Annotated in this window: 19 protein-coding genes; 14 read left to right on the forward strand and 5 right to left on the reverse strand. The window is 58.7% G+C overall.

The features are described 5' to 3' along the window. Positions 1-2 precede the first annotated feature (2 nt). Positions 3-737: a uracil-DNA glycosylase gene (gene ung / locus MDHKLMBL_RS04005; RefSeq protein ID WP_008176222.1), complete on the forward strand. Its 735-nt coding sequence runs from the start codon at positions 3-5 to the stop codon at positions 735-737. 158 nt (positions 738-895) lie between these two features. Here the strand turns inward: ung and MDHKLMBL_RS04010 are convergent, their stop codons facing one another. The 5 genes from MDHKLMBL_RS04010 to nadB all read right to left on the reverse strand — a co-directional run bounded on the left by MDHKLMBL_RS04010 (position 896) and on the right by nadB (position 5,236). Next, positions 896-1,729 carry an HDOD domain-containing protein gene (locus MDHKLMBL_RS04010; RefSeq protein ID WP_008176220.1) on the reverse strand — a complete coding sequence of 278 codons (834 nt, stop codon included), beginning with the start codon at positions 1,727-1,729 and terminating at the stop codon, positions 896-898. A gap of 125 nt (positions 1,730-1,854) precedes the next feature. Beyond that, a complete protein-coding gene (gene ygfZ, locus MDHKLMBL_RS04015; RefSeq protein ID WP_104270173.1) occupies positions 1,855-2,850 on the reverse strand; it encodes a CAF17-like 4Fe-4S cluster assembly/insertion protein YgfZ in 996 nt (331 codons plus the stop codon). A gap of 21 nt (positions 2,851-2,871) precedes the next feature. Beyond that, positions 2,872-3,336 carry a hypothetical protein gene (locus MDHKLMBL_RS04020; protein ID WP_008176215.1) on the reverse strand — a complete coding sequence of 155 codons (465 nt, stop codon included), beginning with the start codon at positions 3,334-3,336 and terminating at the stop codon, positions 2,872-2,874. Further along, a complete protein-coding gene (locus tag MDHKLMBL_RS04025) occupies positions 3,320-3,592 on the reverse strand; it encodes an FAD assembly factor SdhE (RefSeq protein ID WP_014576278.1) in 273 nt (90 codons plus the stop codon). Before MDHKLMBL_RS04025 ends, MDHKLMBL_RS04020 begins: the two co-directional genes overlap by 17 nt. Before the next feature lie 39 nt (positions 3,593-3,631). After that, entirely contained in the window at positions 3,632-5,236 is a 1,605-nt protein-coding gene (nadB, locus tag MDHKLMBL_RS04030) for an L-aspartate oxidase (protein ID WP_199185484.1), read from the reverse strand. 203 nt (positions 5,237-5,439) lie between these two features. Between nadB and rpoE the strand changes: the two genes are divergently transcribed. The 13 genes from rpoE to pdxJ all read left to right on the forward strand — a co-directional run bounded on the left by rpoE (position 5,440) and on the right by pdxJ (position 18,744). Continuing rightward, a complete protein-coding gene (gene rpoE / locus MDHKLMBL_RS04035) occupies positions 5,440-6,057 on the forward strand; it encodes an RNA polymerase sigma factor RpoE (protein ID WP_104270355.1) in 618 nt (205 codons plus the stop codon). A gap of 15 nt (positions 6,058-6,072) precedes the next feature. Next, positions 6,073-6,633 carry a sigma-E factor negative regulatory protein gene (locus MDHKLMBL_RS04040; RefSeq protein WP_008176205.1) on the forward strand — a complete coding sequence of 187 codons (561 nt, stop codon included), beginning with the start codon at positions 6,073-6,075 and terminating at the stop codon, positions 6,631-6,633. Positions 6,634-6,700: 67 nt separating this feature from the next. Next, a complete protein-coding gene (locus MDHKLMBL_RS04045; protein WP_104270175.1) occupies positions 6,701-7,675 on the forward strand; it encodes a MucB/RseB C-terminal domain-containing protein in 975 nt (324 codons plus the stop codon). Continuing rightward, positions 7,672-8,121 carry a SoxR reducing system RseC family protein gene (locus MDHKLMBL_RS04050; RefSeq protein WP_092030279.1) on the forward strand — a complete coding sequence of 150 codons (450 nt, stop codon included), beginning with the start codon at positions 7,672-7,674 and terminating at the stop codon, positions 8,119-8,121. Before MDHKLMBL_RS04045 ends, MDHKLMBL_RS04050 begins: the two co-directional genes overlap by 4 nt. Before the next feature lie 134 nt (positions 8,122-8,255). After that, positions 8,256-9,680, forward strand: a complete 1,425-nt coding sequence (locus tag MDHKLMBL_RS04055) for a DegQ family serine endoprotease (RefSeq protein ID WP_014576283.1) — start codon at positions 8,256-8,258, stop codon at positions 9,678-9,680. A gap of 126 nt (positions 9,681-9,806) precedes the next feature. Then, a complete protein-coding gene (locus MDHKLMBL_RS04060; RefSeq protein WP_062785720.1) occupies positions 9,807-12,533 on the forward strand; it encodes a bifunctional diguanylate cyclase/phosphodiesterase in 2,727 nt (908 codons plus the stop codon). A gap of 104 nt (positions 12,534-12,637) precedes the next feature. Further along, complete coding sequence (lepA, locus tag MDHKLMBL_RS04065) at positions 12,638-14,440, forward strand: translation elongation factor 4 (RefSeq protein WP_014576285.1); 1,803 nt, start codon at positions 12,638-12,640, stop codon at positions 14,438-14,440. A gap of 12 nt (positions 14,441-14,452) precedes the next feature. After that, on the forward strand, positions 14,453-15,259 hold the full coding sequence (lepB, locus tag MDHKLMBL_RS04070; RefSeq protein ID WP_104270176.1) for a signal peptidase I: 807 nt from the start codon (positions 14,453-14,455) through the stop codon (positions 15,257-15,259). A 26-nt stretch (positions 15,260-15,285) separates the two neighbouring features. Next, positions 15,286-15,675 (forward strand): DUF4845 domain-containing protein, encoded by a 390-nt coding sequence (locus MDHKLMBL_RS04075; protein ID WP_008176189.1) that lies wholly within the window; start codon positions 15,286-15,288, stop codon positions 15,673-15,675. After that, positions 15,672-16,361 carry a ribonuclease III gene (rnc, locus tag MDHKLMBL_RS04080; protein ID WP_008176185.1) on the forward strand — a complete coding sequence of 230 codons (690 nt, stop codon included), beginning with the start codon at positions 15,672-15,674 and terminating at the stop codon, positions 16,359-16,361. The genes MDHKLMBL_RS04075 and rnc overlap by 4 nt, the downstream gene beginning before the upstream one ends. After that, positions 16,361-17,278: a GTPase Era gene (era, locus tag MDHKLMBL_RS04085; RefSeq protein ID WP_104270177.1), complete on the forward strand. Its 918-nt coding sequence runs from the start codon at positions 16,361-16,363 to the stop codon at positions 17,276-17,278. The genes rnc and era overlap by 1 nt, the downstream gene beginning before the upstream one ends. A 7-nt stretch (positions 17,279-17,285) precedes the next feature. Next, positions 17,286-18,014, forward strand: coding sequence for a DNA repair protein RecO (gene recO, locus MDHKLMBL_RS04090; protein WP_008176179.1), 729 nt, complete (start codon positions 17,286-17,288; stop codon positions 18,012-18,014). Then, complete coding sequence (gene pdxJ / locus MDHKLMBL_RS04095; protein WP_053114632.1) at positions 18,004-18,744, forward strand: pyridoxine 5'-phosphate synthase; 741 nt, start codon at positions 18,004-18,006, stop codon at positions 18,742-18,744. Before recO ends, pdxJ begins: the two co-directional genes overlap by 11 nt. The last annotated feature ends 1 nt before the right edge of the window (position 18,745 follow it).

An 18,745-nucleotide genomic window follows, 5' to 3' on the forward strand; every position in this document is an offset into this window, starting at 1 on the left:
CCATGAGCCCGGTTGAGGTACTGGCCAGCCAGCTCAGGCCCGACCGGGGCTGGAAAGAGCATCTCGCGGAAGAATTCCGCCGGCCCTACATGCAGGGCCTGGCGGAGTTCCTCGCCGCCGAGGAACAGGCCGGCAAAGTCCTGTTCCCCGCCAGCCAACACTGCTTCAACGCCCTCAACAGCACGCCACTGGATAACGTGAGAGTGGTCATTCTCGGCCAAGACCCCTACCACGGTCCAGGCCAGGCCCACGGCCTGTGCTTCTCCGTGCGCCCGAACGTGGCCATCCCGCCCTCACTGGTGAACATCTTCAAGGAAATACAGGACGACCTGGGTATCGCTCCCCCGGACCACGGCTGCCTGCAGCCCTGGGCCGAGCAGGGCGTACTGCTGCTCAACAGCGTTTTAACCGTCGTTCAGGGCCAGGCCGGCGCCCACCAGGGAAAAGGCTGGGAAACCTTCACCGACAAGGTCATCGAAACCATCAACCGCGAACGGGAAGGCGTGGTATTCCTGCTCTGGGGCAGCTACGCCAAAAAGAAAGGCCAGCACATCGACCGCAACAAACATCTGGTCCTCGACGGCCCACACCCGTCACCCCTGAGTGCTTACCGTGGCTTCTTCGGTTGCAAGCACTTCTCAAAGGCCAACGACTGGCTGGAGCAGCAGGGAAAGCCCACCGTTAACTGGGCGTTGCCAAGCAAAGCTGAGCTGATCGAGAGATACAAGAAGAGCTGAGGGCATGTCCGCAAGTAGTCTTCGGGATGGGGTCAGGCTCCCAAAACCGCGCGGAGCCATGGATGGCGGAGCCGAGCGTACAGGGAAGTATTCACAGCGTGTTTTGGGAGCCTGACCCCATCCTGAAGACGGGCGGTCAAACTCCCAGAGGCAAAAAATTACTGAAGCAGCGCCATCGCCGCTTCCATCTGAGCGTTCAGATCCTCTTCCTCGCTCATGTCGATATTCGGATCCAACCCCAGACGATCAAAGGCCGAAATCTTCGTCCAGTCCATCTCCGTCCACGGATGCTCCGAACCCGCAACCAGCTGCAGGTTGGCAACCATCACGAGATCCGCATAGTCGGCCGCCGGCACCTCACGGTTGAAGTTGGCGTATTCTAGGGGAACGTTCTGAAGCTCCTTCGGGAAATCCCACTTCTTAAGGATTGTCGCCCCGATCTTCGGATGCAGTTCATCAACCACGTTGTCCAGCATGATGCTGCTGATCTGGATGTCCTGGTCTTCTACATAGCGCAGGATGGGCAGTACGCCGATCAGATGCACAAGGCCTGCAAGGGTAGCCTGGTCCGGCTTGAGTTTGGTGTAGTGTTGCGCCAGAACGTGGCAGACGCCGGCCACTTCGGTACTGGTCTGCCAGGTGGCCCGCATGCGCTTGTCGATCATGTCGGACGTGGCCTGGAACATCTGCTCCATGGCCAGGCCCATGGCCAGGTTGCTGGTGTAGGCCATACCGAGGCGACTTACCGCCATGTTCAGGTTCTCAATGGCTCGGCTGCCCCGGAACAGCGGGCTGTTGGTCACCCGGATGATGCGTGCGGACAGGGCCGTGTCATTGCTGATGACCTTTACCAAGTCGGCTATTGAAGAATCCTCGGATTGCGCAATGTCTCTGACCTGAAGGGCTACCTCCGGAAGGGTGGGAAGCACCAGCTTGTCATTTTCGATGGCTGCGTTGAGATCGGCTTTGATGGTTTCAACAATATTCGACATGGTCAGTAAAGGTCCGCTTAAAGATTTCGAAGAATGGCCAGAATGCCTGGGCCACTGTCCGAACAATCAAATATGTGAGCTGCTGCATAGCAAAATAGCAAATTCTGGCGCGTTTGCCTGTCAACTTATGTATCTGATTGTGCGCTTTTTTCCCTTTCGGGCACCGGGTAGGGCAGTGGCATTGGCTCCAGCGTCACCTGTGACAGGCCCTCCGGATGCAAGGCGTTTTCAGCGGCATCGTGGCGAACCACCGCAAGTAATTCAACGCTGCCGTCGCGGTATTTGATCGCATTGACCACTTCTCCGACTGACCGCTCGCCAGCAAATAATGCGGTTCCGGGGGTTGGCAAGTCTTCTGACTGTTCAATACGGAAGCGGAAAAGGCTCTTTTTCAATTGCCCAAGGAAGTGCATGCGGGCAATCACTTCCTGACCCGTGTAGCAGCCTTTCTTGAAATGCACGCCGCCCACATGCTGCCAGTTCAGCATCTGAGGCACGAAGGACTCTTGTGTGGCGGTAGTCAGGGAGGCGACGCCCGCTGCGATTTCGGAGGCCTGCCAGTCGGCCGCCGACATACGGGCGCTGGCGGGAAGTGCTGCTTCGCCCTCTTCAGTGTGCCAGAACTCGAAGCGGGGCGTGCCCTCGGCTGTCGATTGCGTCTTCACGAGGATGCCGTCAGGGAGTGTGCAGGCGTCCCCGAGCTCTTTCAGAGAATCCAGTGGCTTTCCGGCGAGCGTTTCTGCCAGGCCGTCGCCCAGAATCCCTATAATCTTCGTTTCCTGAACCACCTCCATAGTGGTTCCACGAAACAGCATCAGATATTTGCGCAAGTGGCTGATGATGTCGTCAGCGAGTTCGGCGGGAAAGTCCATCAGGATATCGTCGCCTGAACGGACCATACGTGTGAGGCAGTAGGCGCGACCCTTGGGCGTTGCTGCGGCCGCGCGCGGCGAATACTCCGGGATTACCTCATCGAGGTTCTGGCTGAACTGGCCCTGAAGAAACTTGTCGGTGCCCGGGCCGCTGACGCATACAACCACGCGGTTGTCGAGATCCGCCCAACCGTTGTCCGGCAGGGGATACTCTGCAACGGCAGATACAGAAGCGTCTGTGTCGGTCATGGCGTACTCCAGGTTATTGAATCAGTGAGATGATCGCCGGGGGCGGCCCAGTCTGAGCCAGACCCTGAGACGACGGAAATCCTCCGCCGGAACATTGCCCGGGCTTCCGGGTACTGGTGCCAGCAGGAGTGAAGTGTATGACCGGAATCTGGTGCCGGCAGGCCGAAGTTTCAAGAGTGCCAGGCCTGACCAGATCCGGCTGGAGGCAAGTGGAATAACCTCTACCCTCTGCTTGTCTCCGATTCTGGCATACATTTTATCGTGTTCGATCAGGAGACCACTCACGGAACCACAGCCCATAAGTAACCCGTTTGACCGATACTGCAGGGCGGCGCCCCACAGTGCAATGGGGATTGCAACGAGAAGCCAGAATTTGTCTGCCAGTAGCGCCATCAACAGGAAAGCCAGCAGCAAAACCCATGGCAGCACCGCAAGCAGGCCAACCAGCAGCGAGGGCGTGAGCGTTAGTTCAATCCGGCTGGACACGTTTGAGAATGATGTCGACCATGCGTTGAAGATCGGGATCGGCCGGGCGGCTGCGTTGCATGAACCACTCAAACATGTCGTTATCTTCGCAGGTGAGCAGTTTCTTGTAGCGGGCCTGGTCTTCAGCGTCCAGATCGCGGAAGGCCTCTTCCATGAAGGGAATCAAAAGGTTGTCCAGCTCCAGCATGCCTCTACGGCTATGCCACCAGAGGCGGTTGAATTCTGCTTTTTCAGACGATGCAGGTGTCTCTGACATAGTGTTTACCATTGAATCCTGTGTAAAAACGGTGTTCGTTCAGGGCGCGAGTGTACGGTAGGTGGTGGGAACCAGCACGGTATCACGCACCTCATTGATCAGTCCCGGATAATCGAGAGTGTAGTGCAGCCCTCGGCTTTCCCTGCGCTGCAGTGCCGAACATATGATGAGATCAGACACGGTGACCAGGTTACGAAGTTCCAGCAGGTCATTGGTGACACGGTAGTTGCTGTAGAACTCGCCGATTTCCGCAGACAAAAGATCCACCCGGTGCTTGGCCCGCTGCAGCCGCTTGGTGGTTCGCACAATGCCGACGTAGTCCCACATGAAATGGCGAAGCTCGTCCCAGTTGTGGGAGATTACCACGTCTTCGTCAGAGTCCCGCACCTGGCTTTCATCCCAGTCTGGTGCCTCTGGCGGTGGTGGAATGTCGGCTTCCCGGCGGGCAATATCCGCCGCAGCCGCACGGCCATAAACCAGGCATTCCAGCAGGGAGTTGCTGGCCATTCGGTTGGCCCCATGGAGCCCGGTGAAGGCAGCCTCGCCGACCACGTAGAGCTGGTTAACATCGGTTCGGGCACGTTCATCGCTCATGATTCCGCCACAGGTGTAGTGAGCGGCTGGAACCACGGGAATGGGCTCCCGGGTAATATCGATACCGAAGCCCAGACACTTCTCGTAGATGGTGGGGAAGTGGTGCTTTATAAAGTCGGCGGGTTTGTGGCTGATGTCCAGGTAGAGATGATCAGCACCCAGTCGTTTCATTTCGTGGTCAATGGCCCGGGCAACGATATCACGGGGCGCCAACTCGCCACGCTCGTCAAAGCGATCCATAAACCGGGAACCATCCGGCAGTTTCAGCAGGCCGCCCTCGCCCCTCACGGCTTCCGTGATCAGGAAGGATTTGGCGTGGGGGTGATAAAGGCATGTAGGGTGAAACTGGTTGAACTCCATGTTTGCCACCCTGCAGCCGGCCCGCCAGGCCATCGCAATCCCGTCTCCGGAAGCGCCGTCCGGATTGGTTGTGTAGCGGTAGGCCTTGGAGGCGCCGCCGGTGGCAATCACTGTGAATCGTGCCCGGAACAGCTCTACATGGTTGTCTTCAAGGTTCAGGATGTAGGCACCGACGCATCGGTTTCCCGGCAGGGACAGTTTGCGATTGGTGATCAGATCCACAGCCACCCTACCAGACATGAGTTCTATGTTAGGTCGTGCCTCTGCCTGGGAGGTGAGGGTGGTTGAGACCGCATGCCCCGTGGCATCGGCTGCATGAATGATGCGCCGATGACTGTGGCCGCCCTCACGGGTCAGGTGGTAGTGGGCGTCCTGATCCCGCGTAAAATCGACACCGGAATCGATCAGCCAGTTGATGCTTTCCTTGCCATGTTCCACGGTAAAGCGCACGGCATCCTCGTGGCACAGGCCTGCGCCAGCATTGAGGGTGTCGGAGATGTGGTTTTCGGTGGAATCCTGATCATCCAGAACTGCGGCGATACCGCCTTGTGCCCAGAGCGTGGCGCCGCTGCTGATCTGGGCCTTGCTCACCACGCAGACCTTCAGGTGCTCCGGCAGATTGAGCGCGACGGTGAGGCCGGCAGCACCACTGCCGATAATGAGAACATCGTATTCGAAGGACTGTGGCATCGGGTCGTTATCGCAGGCCATAATGTGGACGTGTATTGAACTAAACTTTACGCTTGCTGTCTATTTGGCCTGACAGGGTGAGCCGCCTGACCGGTGGTCTAGCCCGTTTCATGAACGGACGCCGGATAGCATCAATGACGCAGCGAAACTTGGTACAGGCCGGACAGCTGGCCATCAAATCAGGGAACCCCGGCAACCAGTCCATGACTCCTGATACAGAGAAACAACAGGGCGATCACCCGGACAGCCAGACGGATCTGCAGCTGGTGCGCAAGGTCCGTAATGGTGATCGCGCCGCCTTCGATCTTCTGGTGGTCAAGTACCAATCCAGAGTCGCATCAATTATCAGTCGGTACGTCTACGACAGTCAGGAAGTCATGGATCTGACCCAGGAGACCTTCGTAAAGGCGTTCAGGGCGATCGAGCGCTTCCGCGGGGACAGCGCCTTCTATACATGGCTGTACCGGATTGCCGTCAATACCGCGAAGAATTACCTGGAATCCCGCGGCCGGCGGCCGCAGGGCAGTGCCGACTCGGCGGAAGCGGAGAATTTCGATGACGGTTCACGGCTGCGTGACACCGCTTCGCCTGAACGGCTCCTGCAACGGGAACAGCTCCAGAAAGAATTGAACAAGGCGATCGCCCAGCTTCCTGAGGAGTTGCGCTCTGCCTTTCTGCTCAGGGAATACGATGGGCTGAGCTATGAGGATATCGCGGGTATCCTCGAGTGCCCGATCGGTACTGTCCGTTCAAGAATATTCAGGGCCCGGGATGCGGTTGATCGGCATCTCGGGCCTTTACTCAATCACTCGGTGACGTAATTGAGGTTGCATCCCATGGATGATCGTCTCAGAGAAACACTGTCCGCCATGATGGACGACGAAGCTGACGAACTTTCGGTACGTCGCCTGCTTTCCCACGATCGCCAGGACGAGGTTCGGGCGCAGTGGCAGCGTTGGCAGGATGTTCGCGACCTTATGCATGACGGCCACTCGCCGGCCCACGGTATGGACGTCAGTGTGGGCGTCCGTGAACGGCTTGACGGGCGGGGCACCACCGCGGTCAGGCCTGAAGCTGCCGTACAGGCCACCAGGTCCGGCCGCTGGCACTGGCCGGCTGCCGCCATGGTTGCCATGGCGCTGCTGGTCGGGTTCGGTGCGGGTGCCGGTTGGGATTCATCCGCGACCGGGCCGGTTCAGCCGGTGACCGCAGCTGCACCAGAAACGCCTGTGCAGGACCAGCCGGTCAGGGAAATTGCCCTGCAGGGTCTTGATGAGGAACAGTGGGAGTATATGAGTCGCTACCTGCTGGAACACGCACAGCACAACAGTGTTGGCGCCGGGCGGGGCGCCGTCGGCTATGCCCGTCTGGTCAGTGCCAATGGTGCCGGCTACTGAACCCCGGAGCGAGAGTTTAATCATGCCTCGAGTCTTAATTAATGTTGTCCCAAGCCGTGCGTTGTCCATGCTCGTGGGTTTTTTGCTCGCGCTTGCTGGGTCGCTGCCGGCTGCCGCGGACGAAGACGAGGCATCCGCCTGGCTTGAAAGGCTGGGTCCGGCCCTGAACATGACGTCCTACCGCGGTGTGTTCGTATACGCCCGGGGCGAGAGCGTACACTCAATGCAGATTGCCCATCGTTACAATGATGGCGTTGTAGAGGAGCGGCTGGTTCTGCAGGACGGCGGCAGTGGAGAAATTGTTCGCAAAGGCATGAATGTGGTCTGCGTGCTCCCTGAGACAGGCCGCGTCAAGCTTGACCAGGTGATTCCTTCAGGCCCGTTCGCCGAAGCGTTCACCAGTCAGCTGATGCCGGTCAGCCACTGGTATCGGGCGGAAATGAAAGGTGAGGACCGGGTTGCAGGGTATGACGTGGTTTCAGTGGCGCTAAGCGCCAAGGATTCCTACCGCTACAGTCATCGGCTTTGGCTGGAGAAATCCACCGGTCTTCTGGTCAAGAGTCACGTTCGTAATGCCGAGGGGGAAGTGCTCGAGCAGTTTCAGTTCACCAGCCTGCACATCGGCGAGGACATTCCCGATAGCGAATTCGAGATCCGCACCGAGGGCCGGGAAATTTCCAGAACGCTGGATGAGCCCGCTGTTACGGCATCGGTGGTCCAGCGTATGGATGGGTGGCAGCTTGGCTGGCGCCCGGAAGGGTTTGTCCCTGCGGCGGCGCCCCGCTCCGGCAAGGGCCAGGCCGTTGCCTTCTCCGATGGCCTGGCCGCTTTTTCGGTCTTCGTTGAGCCGGCTGGCCCGGTTACCATGCCGACGGGCGCCTCCCTGATTGGCGCCACCACCGTTTATATGCATCAGGTGACGGAAGGGGATAGCGCTTTTCTGGTTACCGTCGTGGGTGAGCTGCCTCCGCAGACTGCGCGCCAGGTTGCCGAATCGGTGCGTATTGAAGACTCGGTGGCCCTGGGTGCGGGTGAGCCGTGATTACTGAAACTGGAAAAGTGGTCGCGCTCAAGGGCGACAAGGTCTGGGTCCAGACGATCCGAACCAGCGCCTGTCAGAGTTGTGCTGCCCGCAATGGTTGTGGTCAGAAAGTCCTGGCGGCTGCCTCGGGCGGGCGCGCCAACCAGATTCTGGTGACCAACTCGGTCAATGCCAGGGTGGGAGATGAAGTAACCATCGGAATTGATGAGCAGGCGTTGCTGGGTGCTTCCATTCTGGTCTATGCCATCCCACTGATCCTGATGGTTGTCGCAAGTATCCTCGGGCACCAGATGTCCGGTGGTAGCGACGGCGCTGCGATGCTGGCCGCTGTCGCTGGCCTGGCTCTGGGTTTTTTCGCAGGACGCAAACTGCAAGACGCGGGCGGCAAGGAGTATGAGCCCCGCCTGGTCCGGGTAAGCCGGATAGCCTCTGAAAACTGTCTGTAAACCCTACGGTTTTGTAAGTTGAAAATCGGTGGGCCGAACCCAAAACTACGCCTAGGTGTAAGCACAACAGGGGGTACAACATGTCGAGTGCAACAGCAGTTGCCCAGTCGTCACGTAATTTCATACCCGGAAGGATGCCGGCCGCTTTGCTGATTTTGCTGTCTGCCATGGTGTTGGCGGGCTGGAGTCAGGCGAGTTCAGCCCGAAGCCTGCCTGATTTTACCGAGCTGGTTGAAGATAACGCCGGTGCGGTGGTGAACATCAGTACAACCACCGAGCCTACGCGCCGCAATTCCGGCGCTCCCGGGATGCCGTTTGATGAGCGTCAGCTCGAACAGCTTCCCGAGTTTTTCCAGGATTTCTTCCGCGGCCCCCAGTCTCCGTTTGGAGGTGGGCCTGGCAACTCCCAGCCACGCCGCTCCATGGGCTCCGGGTTCATTGTCTCCTCGGACGGTTATGTCTTGACCAATAATCACGTGGTCGAGGGAGCTGATGAGATCATCGTGCGGCTGAATGACCGGCGCGAGCTGCCCGCGACGCTGGTTGGAACAGACCCTCGTTCCGATATGGCCGTGCTGAAAATTGAAAACGGCGATGATCTGCCTGTCGTTCAGGTAGGTCGGTCCCGGGATCTGAAAGTCGGTGAGTGGGTGTTTGCGATTGGCTCGCCGTTTGGATTCGATTACACGGTAACGGCCGGAATCGTCAGCGCCCTGGGTCGCTCACTGCCATCGGAAAACTACGTGCCCTTCATTCAGACAGACGTAGCGATCAACCCGGGCAACTCCGGTGGCCCTCTGTTTAACCTGGAGGGCGAAGTGGTCGGTATCAACTCCCAGATCTACACCCGCTCTGGCGGTTTCATGGGGGTCTCCTTTGCCATTCCGATTGACGATGCGATGAACGTCTTCCGTCAGTTGCGCGACAACGGCTCTGTCTCCCGTGGCTGGCTCGGGGTGCTGATTCAGGAAGTGAACCGTGATCTGGCCGAATCCTTTGGCCTCAAGCGGCCCCGCGGTGCACTGATTGCCGAAGTGATGTCCGGTTCGCCGGCGCAGGCAGCCGGCCTGCAGGCAGGGGATATCGTCCTCAGCTATGACGGCGACGAGGTGCAGCTTTCCTCCGACTTGCCGCCCATGGTTGGCCGCACGCCGGTTGGTGAAACTGCCGAGCTGAGAGTGCTTCGCGGTGGCGAGGAAATCGAGCTTCAGGTTGAAATCGGTCGCCTTCCGGAGGAGGGAAGCCAGCAGGCTTCCGCACCGGCCAGTGACAGTGATGGTCCCGGCTCTGCGCCCCTGGGCATGATGGTCGAACCGCTGCCTACGGACATGGCCGACTCCATGGGTATTGAAGGCGGCGTTGTGGTCAATAATGTTGCGCGGGGTGCGGCTTCCGAAGCGGGCATCCGTGCGGGCGATGTGATCACGGAAATGAATCGCCAGAAGGTGACATCGGTGCAGGAATTCCGCGAGGCTGTTCAGTCGCTGCCCGAGGGCAAGGCGGTATCGGTCCGGGTGGTGCGCCAGGGCCGGGCGCTGTATCTGGTGATGAAGCCCTGATACCCTTCTGCTGATCCGGATTACCTGACATGGAGCCCCCGCAGGTGTTGGAAACGACACTTGCGGGGGCTTTTGTTATACTCGGCGGATCAATAAAAATGAGCGGCCATGGAACGGACCAGCCCCATGATGAACAGACAGGAACTCTCTCTCCGTAAGCTACTGGAATTCCGCAATGCCTGGGTCGCCTGGCTGGTCTTCGCGGTAGCCGTTGCCGTCACCCTATTGCTTTGGCAGGTGTCCATCCGGCTGGTGGAAGACCGCACGGAAGCCCGTTTTCGCACCCAATCGCTCCAGCTTAAATCCGCCATCGAAGAGCGCTTGCTGAATTACGAGCAGGTGCTGGCCGGCAGTGCCGGTCTGTTTGCGGTGGCCGGAGACGTTTCCCGTGATCAATGGCGCGAATACGTGGACAAGGTTGATATCAACCGCTACTACCCGGGCATTCAGGGTATTGGCTATGTTCGCCGTATCGGTGTACGCCAGATGGCCGACCATATTGCCTCTGTCCGCGCGGAAGGGGTGCATAATTACCTGGTGAACCCGCTGGGTAGCGGTCCCTACTACTACCCCATGGTCTACCTGGAGCCTGGCACGGAACGGAACCGACGGGCCCTCGGCTACGATGCCTTCAGTGATCCCATTCATCGCCAGGCCATGGAGCAGGCCCGGGATGATGCGATCCCCACGGTGACTGCCAAGGTGGTGCTGGTTCAGGAAGAGCTCGGCGAAGACCAGGCCAGTTTTCTGATGTATTACCCCGTCTACCAGGGTGGAGAAGTGCCCGAGATCCGGGCTGAGCGTCGCATGATGTTGGCGGGCTATGTGTTCAGTGCCTTCCGGATGAACAATCTTATCGACGGCATCGTTGGCCTGATCTCGCCGTTTCTTGATGTCCGGATCTACGATGCCGGAGTCGTGGAACGGCAGAACCTCATGTATGGCTCCAATCTGGGGTCCCTGGACAACGAATTCAGTTTCCAGATGAGTCAGACCATCAGCCATGGTGGTCGAGACTGGCTGTTGCAGACGCGCTCCACGCCCGCCTTTGATTTCCTGGCCTCAGATCCGCGGCCTCCGATCGTCCTCGGCAGTGGCCTGGTGATCAGTGCCCTGTTGTTCCTCTTCGTGCTTGCCTTGATCCGTTCACGGCTGATGGCGCAGATCAGTGCCGGCCGCTATCGGGCGATTACCGAAGGCGCAGCCAATGTCACCCTGGTGATGGACCGTGCCGGGCAACCCCTGTACGCGAGCCCGTCCAGCCTGGATATCCTTGGCTTCGAGCCGGATCAGGTTCAGGCCCTGAACTTTGAGGAGCTCGTTCATGGTGACGACTGGCCCCAGCTGCAGCGAGGCTTTGACGATTCCGTTCAGTCGCCGGGCAAACAGATGCCGGTCATCCGGGTCCGTATCCGTGATGCCAAGGGGCAGTGGCGGGATATGGAGGGCACCTTTACGGCCATGTTGTCGGTGCCAGGCGTCAATGGCGTTGTGCTTAGCCTGCGGGATCTGACCCAGCTCAAGGCCGCCCAGTCCGAGCTGCACAGGCTGGCATTCTATGATCCGCTTACCGGCCTGGCGAACCGGCAACTGTTCCGGGACCGTTTGAATCACGTGGTCAGCCGCAGTCGCCGGAGCGGTGAGCCGGCTGCCCTCATGTTCCTGGATCTCGACGGCTTCAAACGTATCAACGACACCCTGGGGCACGATTCCGGCGATGAACTGCTGTGCCAGGTGGCGCAGTGGCTGGTGGGTTGTGTCCGTGAGGAGGACTCGGTTGCCAGGCTCGGCGGCGATGAGTTTGTGGTATTGCTGTCCCGGATCAGTGACTCCGATGCTGCCGGCAAGGTCGCAGAGACCATTCTGCGCAGTCTTTGCCAGCGAATCCGGCTGAACGATCACGAAGTCGGCATCACGGTCAGTATCGGCATCACCATGATTCCCCACGACAGTGAGGACGCCGGAACCCTGATGAAGTACGCTGATCTGGCGATGTATCGTGCCAAGGAGCTGGGTCGGAATACGTTCCAGTTCTTCACCCCGGCCATGAACATCAAGGCGGCAAGGCGGCTTCTGCAACAGGAGGAGTTGGCCACGGCGCTGGATGGCGATCGCTTCGTTCTGCATTACCAGCCGAAGATTGATCTGGCCAGTGAGCGGGTGATTGGGGTTGAGGCATTCCTGCGCTGGCATCATCCGGAGAAGGGGCTGGTGTCGGCACAGCAGTTCATCGGTCTTGCCGAGGAAACCGGCCTGATTGTTCGCCTGGGTGAATGGGCTTTGAGACAGGCCTGTATTCAGGTTCAGGCCCTGGAACGGGCCGGCTTTGAATCCCTGAAAATGGCGGTGAATCTGTCTGTTCGACAACTGACCGATTCGGGCTTCCTGGACATGATCCGACAGGTCATCACCGAGACGGGTGTCTCGCCGGAGCGGCTGGAGCTGGAGATGCCGGCGGAGCTGCTCAATGAAGATCCGCGAATGCTCAGGGAGTTGCTGGTGTCACTTCATGATCTCGGGGTCTGCCTGATCCTGGACGATTTCGGCACCGGCTCCTGTTCACTGGTTGCTTTGCAGCAGCTGCCGCTGGATGTTATCAAGATCGACCACCGGTTCATTCGCGACATTCCCTACAATGTCAGTGCCACGGATGTGGCCTCCGCAGTGATTGCCCTGGCCCGCAAGCTCCACCTCACGGTGGTCGCGGAGGGTGTGGAAACCCCACAGCAACTGAGCTTCCTGAAAACTCACGGCTGCGCCCAGTGTCAGGGCAACCTGTTCAGCTATCCGCTGGACGAGGATGCGCTCATCGGTTTCCTTATCCGGCAATACGAACGGCCGCTGATTTCCTGATCATGGCAATGGCGGCCGGTAACCGGTAAAATCACGCCGTTCCCGGATCCCGGTAGCGGCCCTTCCGGGCTCAATCCTTCGTCTTAACTGAGTATTCATCGTCTGTGACTGAACTGAGCCGAATCCGTAACTTTTCCATCATCGCCCACATTGACCATGGTAAATCCACGCTGGCAGACCGTTTTATCCAGGTTTGCGGCGGCCTGACGGACCGTGAAATGGCCGAGCAGGTCCTGGACTCCATGGATCTCGAGCGTGAGCGAGGGATTACCATCAAGGCCCAGAGTGTCACGCTGAATTACACCGCCCGTGACGGGCAGGAATACAAACTGAACTTTATCGATACCCCGGGCCACGTGGACTTTTCCTACGAGGTTTCCCGCTCGCTCTATGCCTGCGAGGGGGCCCTGCTGGTGGTGGACGCCGGGCAGGGTGTTGAAGCCCAGTCAGTGGCTAACTGCTACACCGCCATTGAGCAGGGTCTCGAAGTTGTGCCGGTTTTGAACAAGATGGATCTCCCGCAGGCCGAACCGGAGCGTGTAGCGGCAGAAATCGAGGATATCATTGGCATTGAAGCGTCTGATGCGGTTCGCTGTAGCGCCAAGAGTGGTCTGGGCGTGGAAGATGTTCTGGAAGATCTGATCAAGAAGATCCCGCCACCCAAGGGCGACCGAAGCGCGCCCCTGCAGGCTCTGATCATCGATTCCTGGTTCGACAATTATCTGGGCGTCGTGTCGCTCGTGAGGGTGACCGAGGGCACCCTGAAAAAGGGCGACAAGATCGTCATCAAGTCTACCGGGAAGGCCTGGAATGCCGACAAGGTTGGTATTTTTAATCCCAAACCGAAAGACACCGACCTGCTGGAGTCCGGCGATGTCGGCTTCGTGGTGGCCGGAATCAAGGACATTCACGGGGCGCCGGTAGGTGATACCATTGTTCACCAGAAGTTCGCCGAGCAGACGCCAATGCTGCCCGGGTTCAAGAAAGTCAAACCCCAGGTCTACGCCGGGTTGTTCCCGGTCAGCGCCGACGACTACAACGATTTCCGGGATGCCCTGGAAAAACTGACCCTCAACGATGCCTCGCTGTTTTTCGAGCCGGAGAATTCCGATGCCCTTGGCTTCGGTTTCCGCTGTGGTTTCCTGGGCATGCTGCACATGGAAATCATCCAGGAGCGGCTGGAGCGTGAATACGACATCGACCTGATCACCACGGCGCCAACGGTGATCTATGAGGTGGTTACCAAACAGGGTGAGACCCTGTCGGTAGACAATCCGTCCCGGCTTCCGGATATTGGTTCCATTGAGGAAATGCGTGAGCCGATCGTAGAAGCGAACATTCTGGTGCCTCAGGAGCATATCGGAAATGTGATAGCCCTGTGTGAGGAAAAGCGCGGCGTCCAGAAGAACATGCACTTCATGACGACCCAGGTCCAGCTCACCTATGAGCTGCCGATGGCCGAGGTGGTGATGGATTTCTTCGATCGTATCAAGTCAGCCAGCCGCGGCTTTGCGTCCCTGGACTACCACTTTACCCGGTTCCAGACCGCCAACCTGGTCCGCCTGGACGTGCTGATCAACGGCGAGCGTGTCGATGCCCTGGCGCTGATCGTGCACAAGGAGCAGGCTCACCACAAAGGGCGCCAGTTGATCGAAAAGATGAAAGAGCTGATTCCTCGGCAGATGTTTGATATCGCGATTCAGGCCGCCATTGGTAATCAGGTTGTGTCGCGGGTCACCGTGAAGGCGCTACGCAAGAACGTAACCGCCAAGTGCTACGGTGGTGACGTCAGCCGGAAGAAGAAACTGCTGCAGAAGCAGAAAGAAGGTAAAAAGCGTATGAAGCAGCTGGGTAATGTCGAGGTGCCTCAGGAAGCGTTTCTTGCCGTACTGAAAGTGGATAAATAAAAGGCCTCCTGGATGGATATCGATTTTCCCCTGGTACTGGTGGTACTGACCTTTGCAACGGGTCTGATCTGGCTGGCGGACAAGCTGTTTCTTCGTGAGCGTCGTCTGGCTGCCTACCGTGCCAGCGGCACCGGAGACGCAGTGGATGAAGGCTCCCCGGCGGAATCGGAGGAGCCAAAAGAGCCCTACCTGGTTGACCTTAGCCGATCGTTCTTTCCGGTGCTGGCGATTGTTCTGGTCCTCCGGTCCTTCCTGGTTGAACCGTTCCAGATTCCGTCGGGATCCATGTTGCCCACCCTGGAAGTCGGCGATTTCATTCTGGTGAACAAATACGCCTACGGGTTCAGGCTGCCGGTTGCCGGCACCAAAGTGATTCCGGTCGGCGATCCCCAGCGCGGCGATGTGATGGTTTTCCGCTACCCGGAGGACGGCCAGACCAACTACATCAAACGGGTGATCGGTTTGCCCGGCGACCATATCCGCTACCGTGACAAGCAGCTGTTCATCAATGGCGATCGGGTGGAAACCCGGTTTATCGCGCGGCTACCGCCGATGGAACTGCGCCGCGAGGATCTCGGTGAAGTAGAGCACGACATTTTCCTGACTATGGGTCGGCCCGGTGGCAGTGGTGAGGGCGAGTGGCTGGTGCCCGAAGGCCATTATTTTGTCATGGGTGACAATCGCGACAACAGTAATGACAGCCGCTACTGGGGCACGGTCCCGGATGAGCTGGTGGTGGGCAAGGCCTTTGCTATCTGGATGCACTGGAAATCCCTTACCAGTCTGCCATCCTTTGATCGTGTAGGCGGAATCGAGTAACTCGGACTATCTGGAGCGCAGTCATAATGAAGAAAAACAATCTTTCCGGCATGGGCCGTCAGCGGGGTGCCTCGGCATTGACCATGATGGTTATGGTGCTGTTCTTTGGTGGCCTGCTGACGCTGGTGATCAAACTGGGCCCTGCCTACCTGGATGACATCACCATTCAGGAGGCGCTGGAAAGCCTTGATGGCACAGAAGGGCTCTCTCAGATGGGGCCGGCCCAGGTCCGCACACTGATTAACAAACGGCTCAGTGTGAACAATGTCCGGGGTTTCGATGCCAAGAATATTTCTGTCGATAAAGACGGCGATCTGGTCGTCATCAATGTTGATTACGAAGTGCGTAACAACCTGTTCAGTAACGTGGATACGGTGGTTCACTTCAAGCACAAATATGAGATGAAGGGCAAGTGAGTTCACAACCGGATCTGGATCAGTTACAGCGGCGCATCGGCTATCAGTTCAAATCGCCGGAGCGGCTTTTGCTGGCACTTACCCACCGGAGCTACGGGAACCAGAATAACGAGCGCCTCGAATTCCTCGGCGATTCCATTGTGAACATGGTTATTGCCGAGTATCTGTTTCTGCACTTCGAAAAAGCCCGTGAAGGTCAGCTGAGTCGTCTGCGGGCCCGGATGGTAAAGGGCGTGACGCTGGCTGAGATTGGTCGCGAGTTTCAGCTCGGCACATACCTTCGACTGGGCTCGGGAGAACTGAAAAGCGGCGGGTTCCGTCGGGAATCCATCCTGGCTGACGCGGTGGAGTCCATCATTGGTGCGATCTACCTGGACAGCGATTTTCACACCTGCCGGGAGCAGGTCTTGCGCTGGTTTGAGCACCGCCTGGAGAAGCTTGATCTCCAGGATACCCAGAAAGACCCCAAGACCCGTTTGCAGGAATACCTTCAGTCCCGCCAGTTTCCACTGCCGCGCTATGACGTGATTTCCGTGGACGGCGAAGCTCACAACCAGACATTCCATGTATCCTGTGCGCTGCCATCGCTGGACCGAAAGACCACCGGGACCGGCAGCAGCCGCCGGGTGGCCGAGCAGCAGGCAGCCCGTAACGCCCTGAAAGAACTGGGCGTGGAGAACCAGTAATGAACGATATCACCCGTCCGGAAAACCCGGACAGTCGCTGCGGTTTTGTGGCCATCGTTGGCCGTCCGAATGTGGGCAAGTCCACACTGCTGAACCATATCCTCGGGCAGAAGCTGAGCATCACTTCCCGCAAGCCGCAGACCACCCGTCATCAGGTGCTTGGCATCAAGACCGTGGGGCCGGTGCAGGCGATCTACGTGGACACACCGGGCATGCATGAGGATGAGCCCCGGGCCATTAACCGTTACATGAACAAGGCGGCCACGTCGGCGCTCATTGATGTCGATGTGGTGGTGTTCGTGGTGGACCAGCTGGCCTGGACGACCGCGGATGAGATGGTGCTGGAGAAACTCAGCCGGCTGAAATGCCCTGTGATCCTGGCGGTGAACAAGGTCGACAAGATTGAAAAGCGGGAAAGCCTGCTGCCGCACCTGGACATGCTCTCGAAAAAGCGTGATTTTGCCGAGATTATTCCACTTTCGGCGCTGAAAGAGACCAATCTTGAACCTCTGGAAGAGGCGGTGGGCCGGTTCCTGCCGGAGAGTATCCACTTCTACCCGGACGACCAGATCACCGATCGCAGTGAGCGTTTCCTGGCGTCGGAGATTGTCCGGGAAAAAATCACCCGCCAGTTGGGGGCCGAATTGCCTTATTCCGTGGCGGTGGAGATCGAGGAGTTCAAGCGGGAGGGCAAGACCCTGCATATTTCCGCCCTGATCCTGGTCGAGCGTGAAGGCCAGAAGAAGATCATCATCGGCGAAAAGGGCGAGCGGATGCGCCGGATCGGTCAGGAGGCGCGCACGGATATGGAACGCATGTTCGACAGCAAGATCATGCTGCGGCTCTGGGTCAAGGTGAAGCGCGGTTGGGCAGACAGCGACCGGGCCCTGAAGAGCCTGGGCATGAACGACCTCTGAGGCGGCTATGAAGGGGCCTGAGCTGCAGGAGCCCGCTTATGTCCTTCACCGCCGGCCCTGGCGGGAAACCAGCCTGATGGTGGATCTCTTTGCCCTGAACCATGGCCGGATGACCGTCATTGCCCGGGGCGCCAACAGTGCCAAAAGTCCTCTGAAAGCCCAGCTACAGCCCTTCCAGCCGCTTGTGGTGGACTGGGCCGGTCGGGGCGACCTGAAAACCCTGACCCAGGTCGATGTGCGAACCGGCCCGACAATCACCCGGACAGTGTCGCTCTATAGTGGCCTCTACCTGAATGAACTGTTGCAGCGGGTTCTGCCCGCCGCCGATCCCCATCCGACCCTCTTTGCAGCCTACATAGATGCCATCGGGCAGCTGTCCGACACCACAGACGTGGAGCCGGTGCTGCGGCGGTTCGAACTCGCTTTTGCTGCCGCCCTGGGTTACGACTTTGCCTGGGATCTTGCCACCGATACAGGGCAATCCGTCGAGCCTGACCGGGAGTATTGTTATGATCCGGAGCAGGGCATTGTTTCCGGGCTGTCGGCCGGTGTGCGGCTGCGGCATCTGCCCGGGGAAGTATTACTGGATCTGGCCCGGGATGATCTGCAATCGGACCGCTGTCGGCGGCTGGCGAAGCGGGTCATGCGGGTGCTGATCGATTATCTTCTGCAGGGGCGCCCCCTTAACAGTCGCAGCCTTTTCACTCACCTTCGGGGAGAATCCCATGAATCCTAGAGTACTGCTTGGCGTCAATATTGATCACGTTGCCACCCTCCGTCAGGCGAGGGGGACCCGGTATCCGGATCCGGTTCAGGCAGCACTGATGGCCGAGGAAGCCGGGGCAGACGGCATCACGATCCATCCGCGGGAAGACCGTCGTCATATCCAGGATCGGGACGTGCTGTTACTCAAGGAAGTGCTTCAGACCAAGATGAACCTGGAGATGGCGGTTACCGATGCCATGCTGGCGTTTGCCGAGCAGGTTCGGCCGGAATGTGTCTGCCTGGTGCCGGAGAAGCGTGAGGAATTGACCACCGAGGGCGGTCTGGATGTGGAAGGTCAGGAATCCCGGGTGGCCAAGGCCTGTGAGCGCCTCGCCCGAATTGGCGCCGAAGTGTCATTGTTTATTGATCCGGACCCGGCCCAGATTGATGCCGCAGTGCGTTGCGGCGCGCCGGTAGTCGAACTTCACACCGGAGAGTATGCCGAGGCCGAAACGCCAGAGGCTGAAAATGCCGCGTTCAAAACCATTGCCGATGCGGTGGCCTATGCCCGCAAGAAAGGGCTTATCGTCAATGCCGGCCACGGCCTGCATTATCACAACACCGAGCGGGTAGCGGCGATCCATGGCATCAACGAACTGAATATTGGCCATGCCATTATCGCCCGTGCGGTTTTCACCGGTCTGAAAGAAGCGGTCCGGGATATGAAGGCCATTATTGATCAGGCCCGCAGCCGGGCCTGAT

Source organism: Marinobacter flavimaris (assembly GCF_002933295.1).
GTDB classification, from domain to species: domain Bacteria; phylum Pseudomonadota; class Gammaproteobacteria; order Pseudomonadales; family Oleiphilaceae; genus Marinobacter; species Marinobacter flavimaris.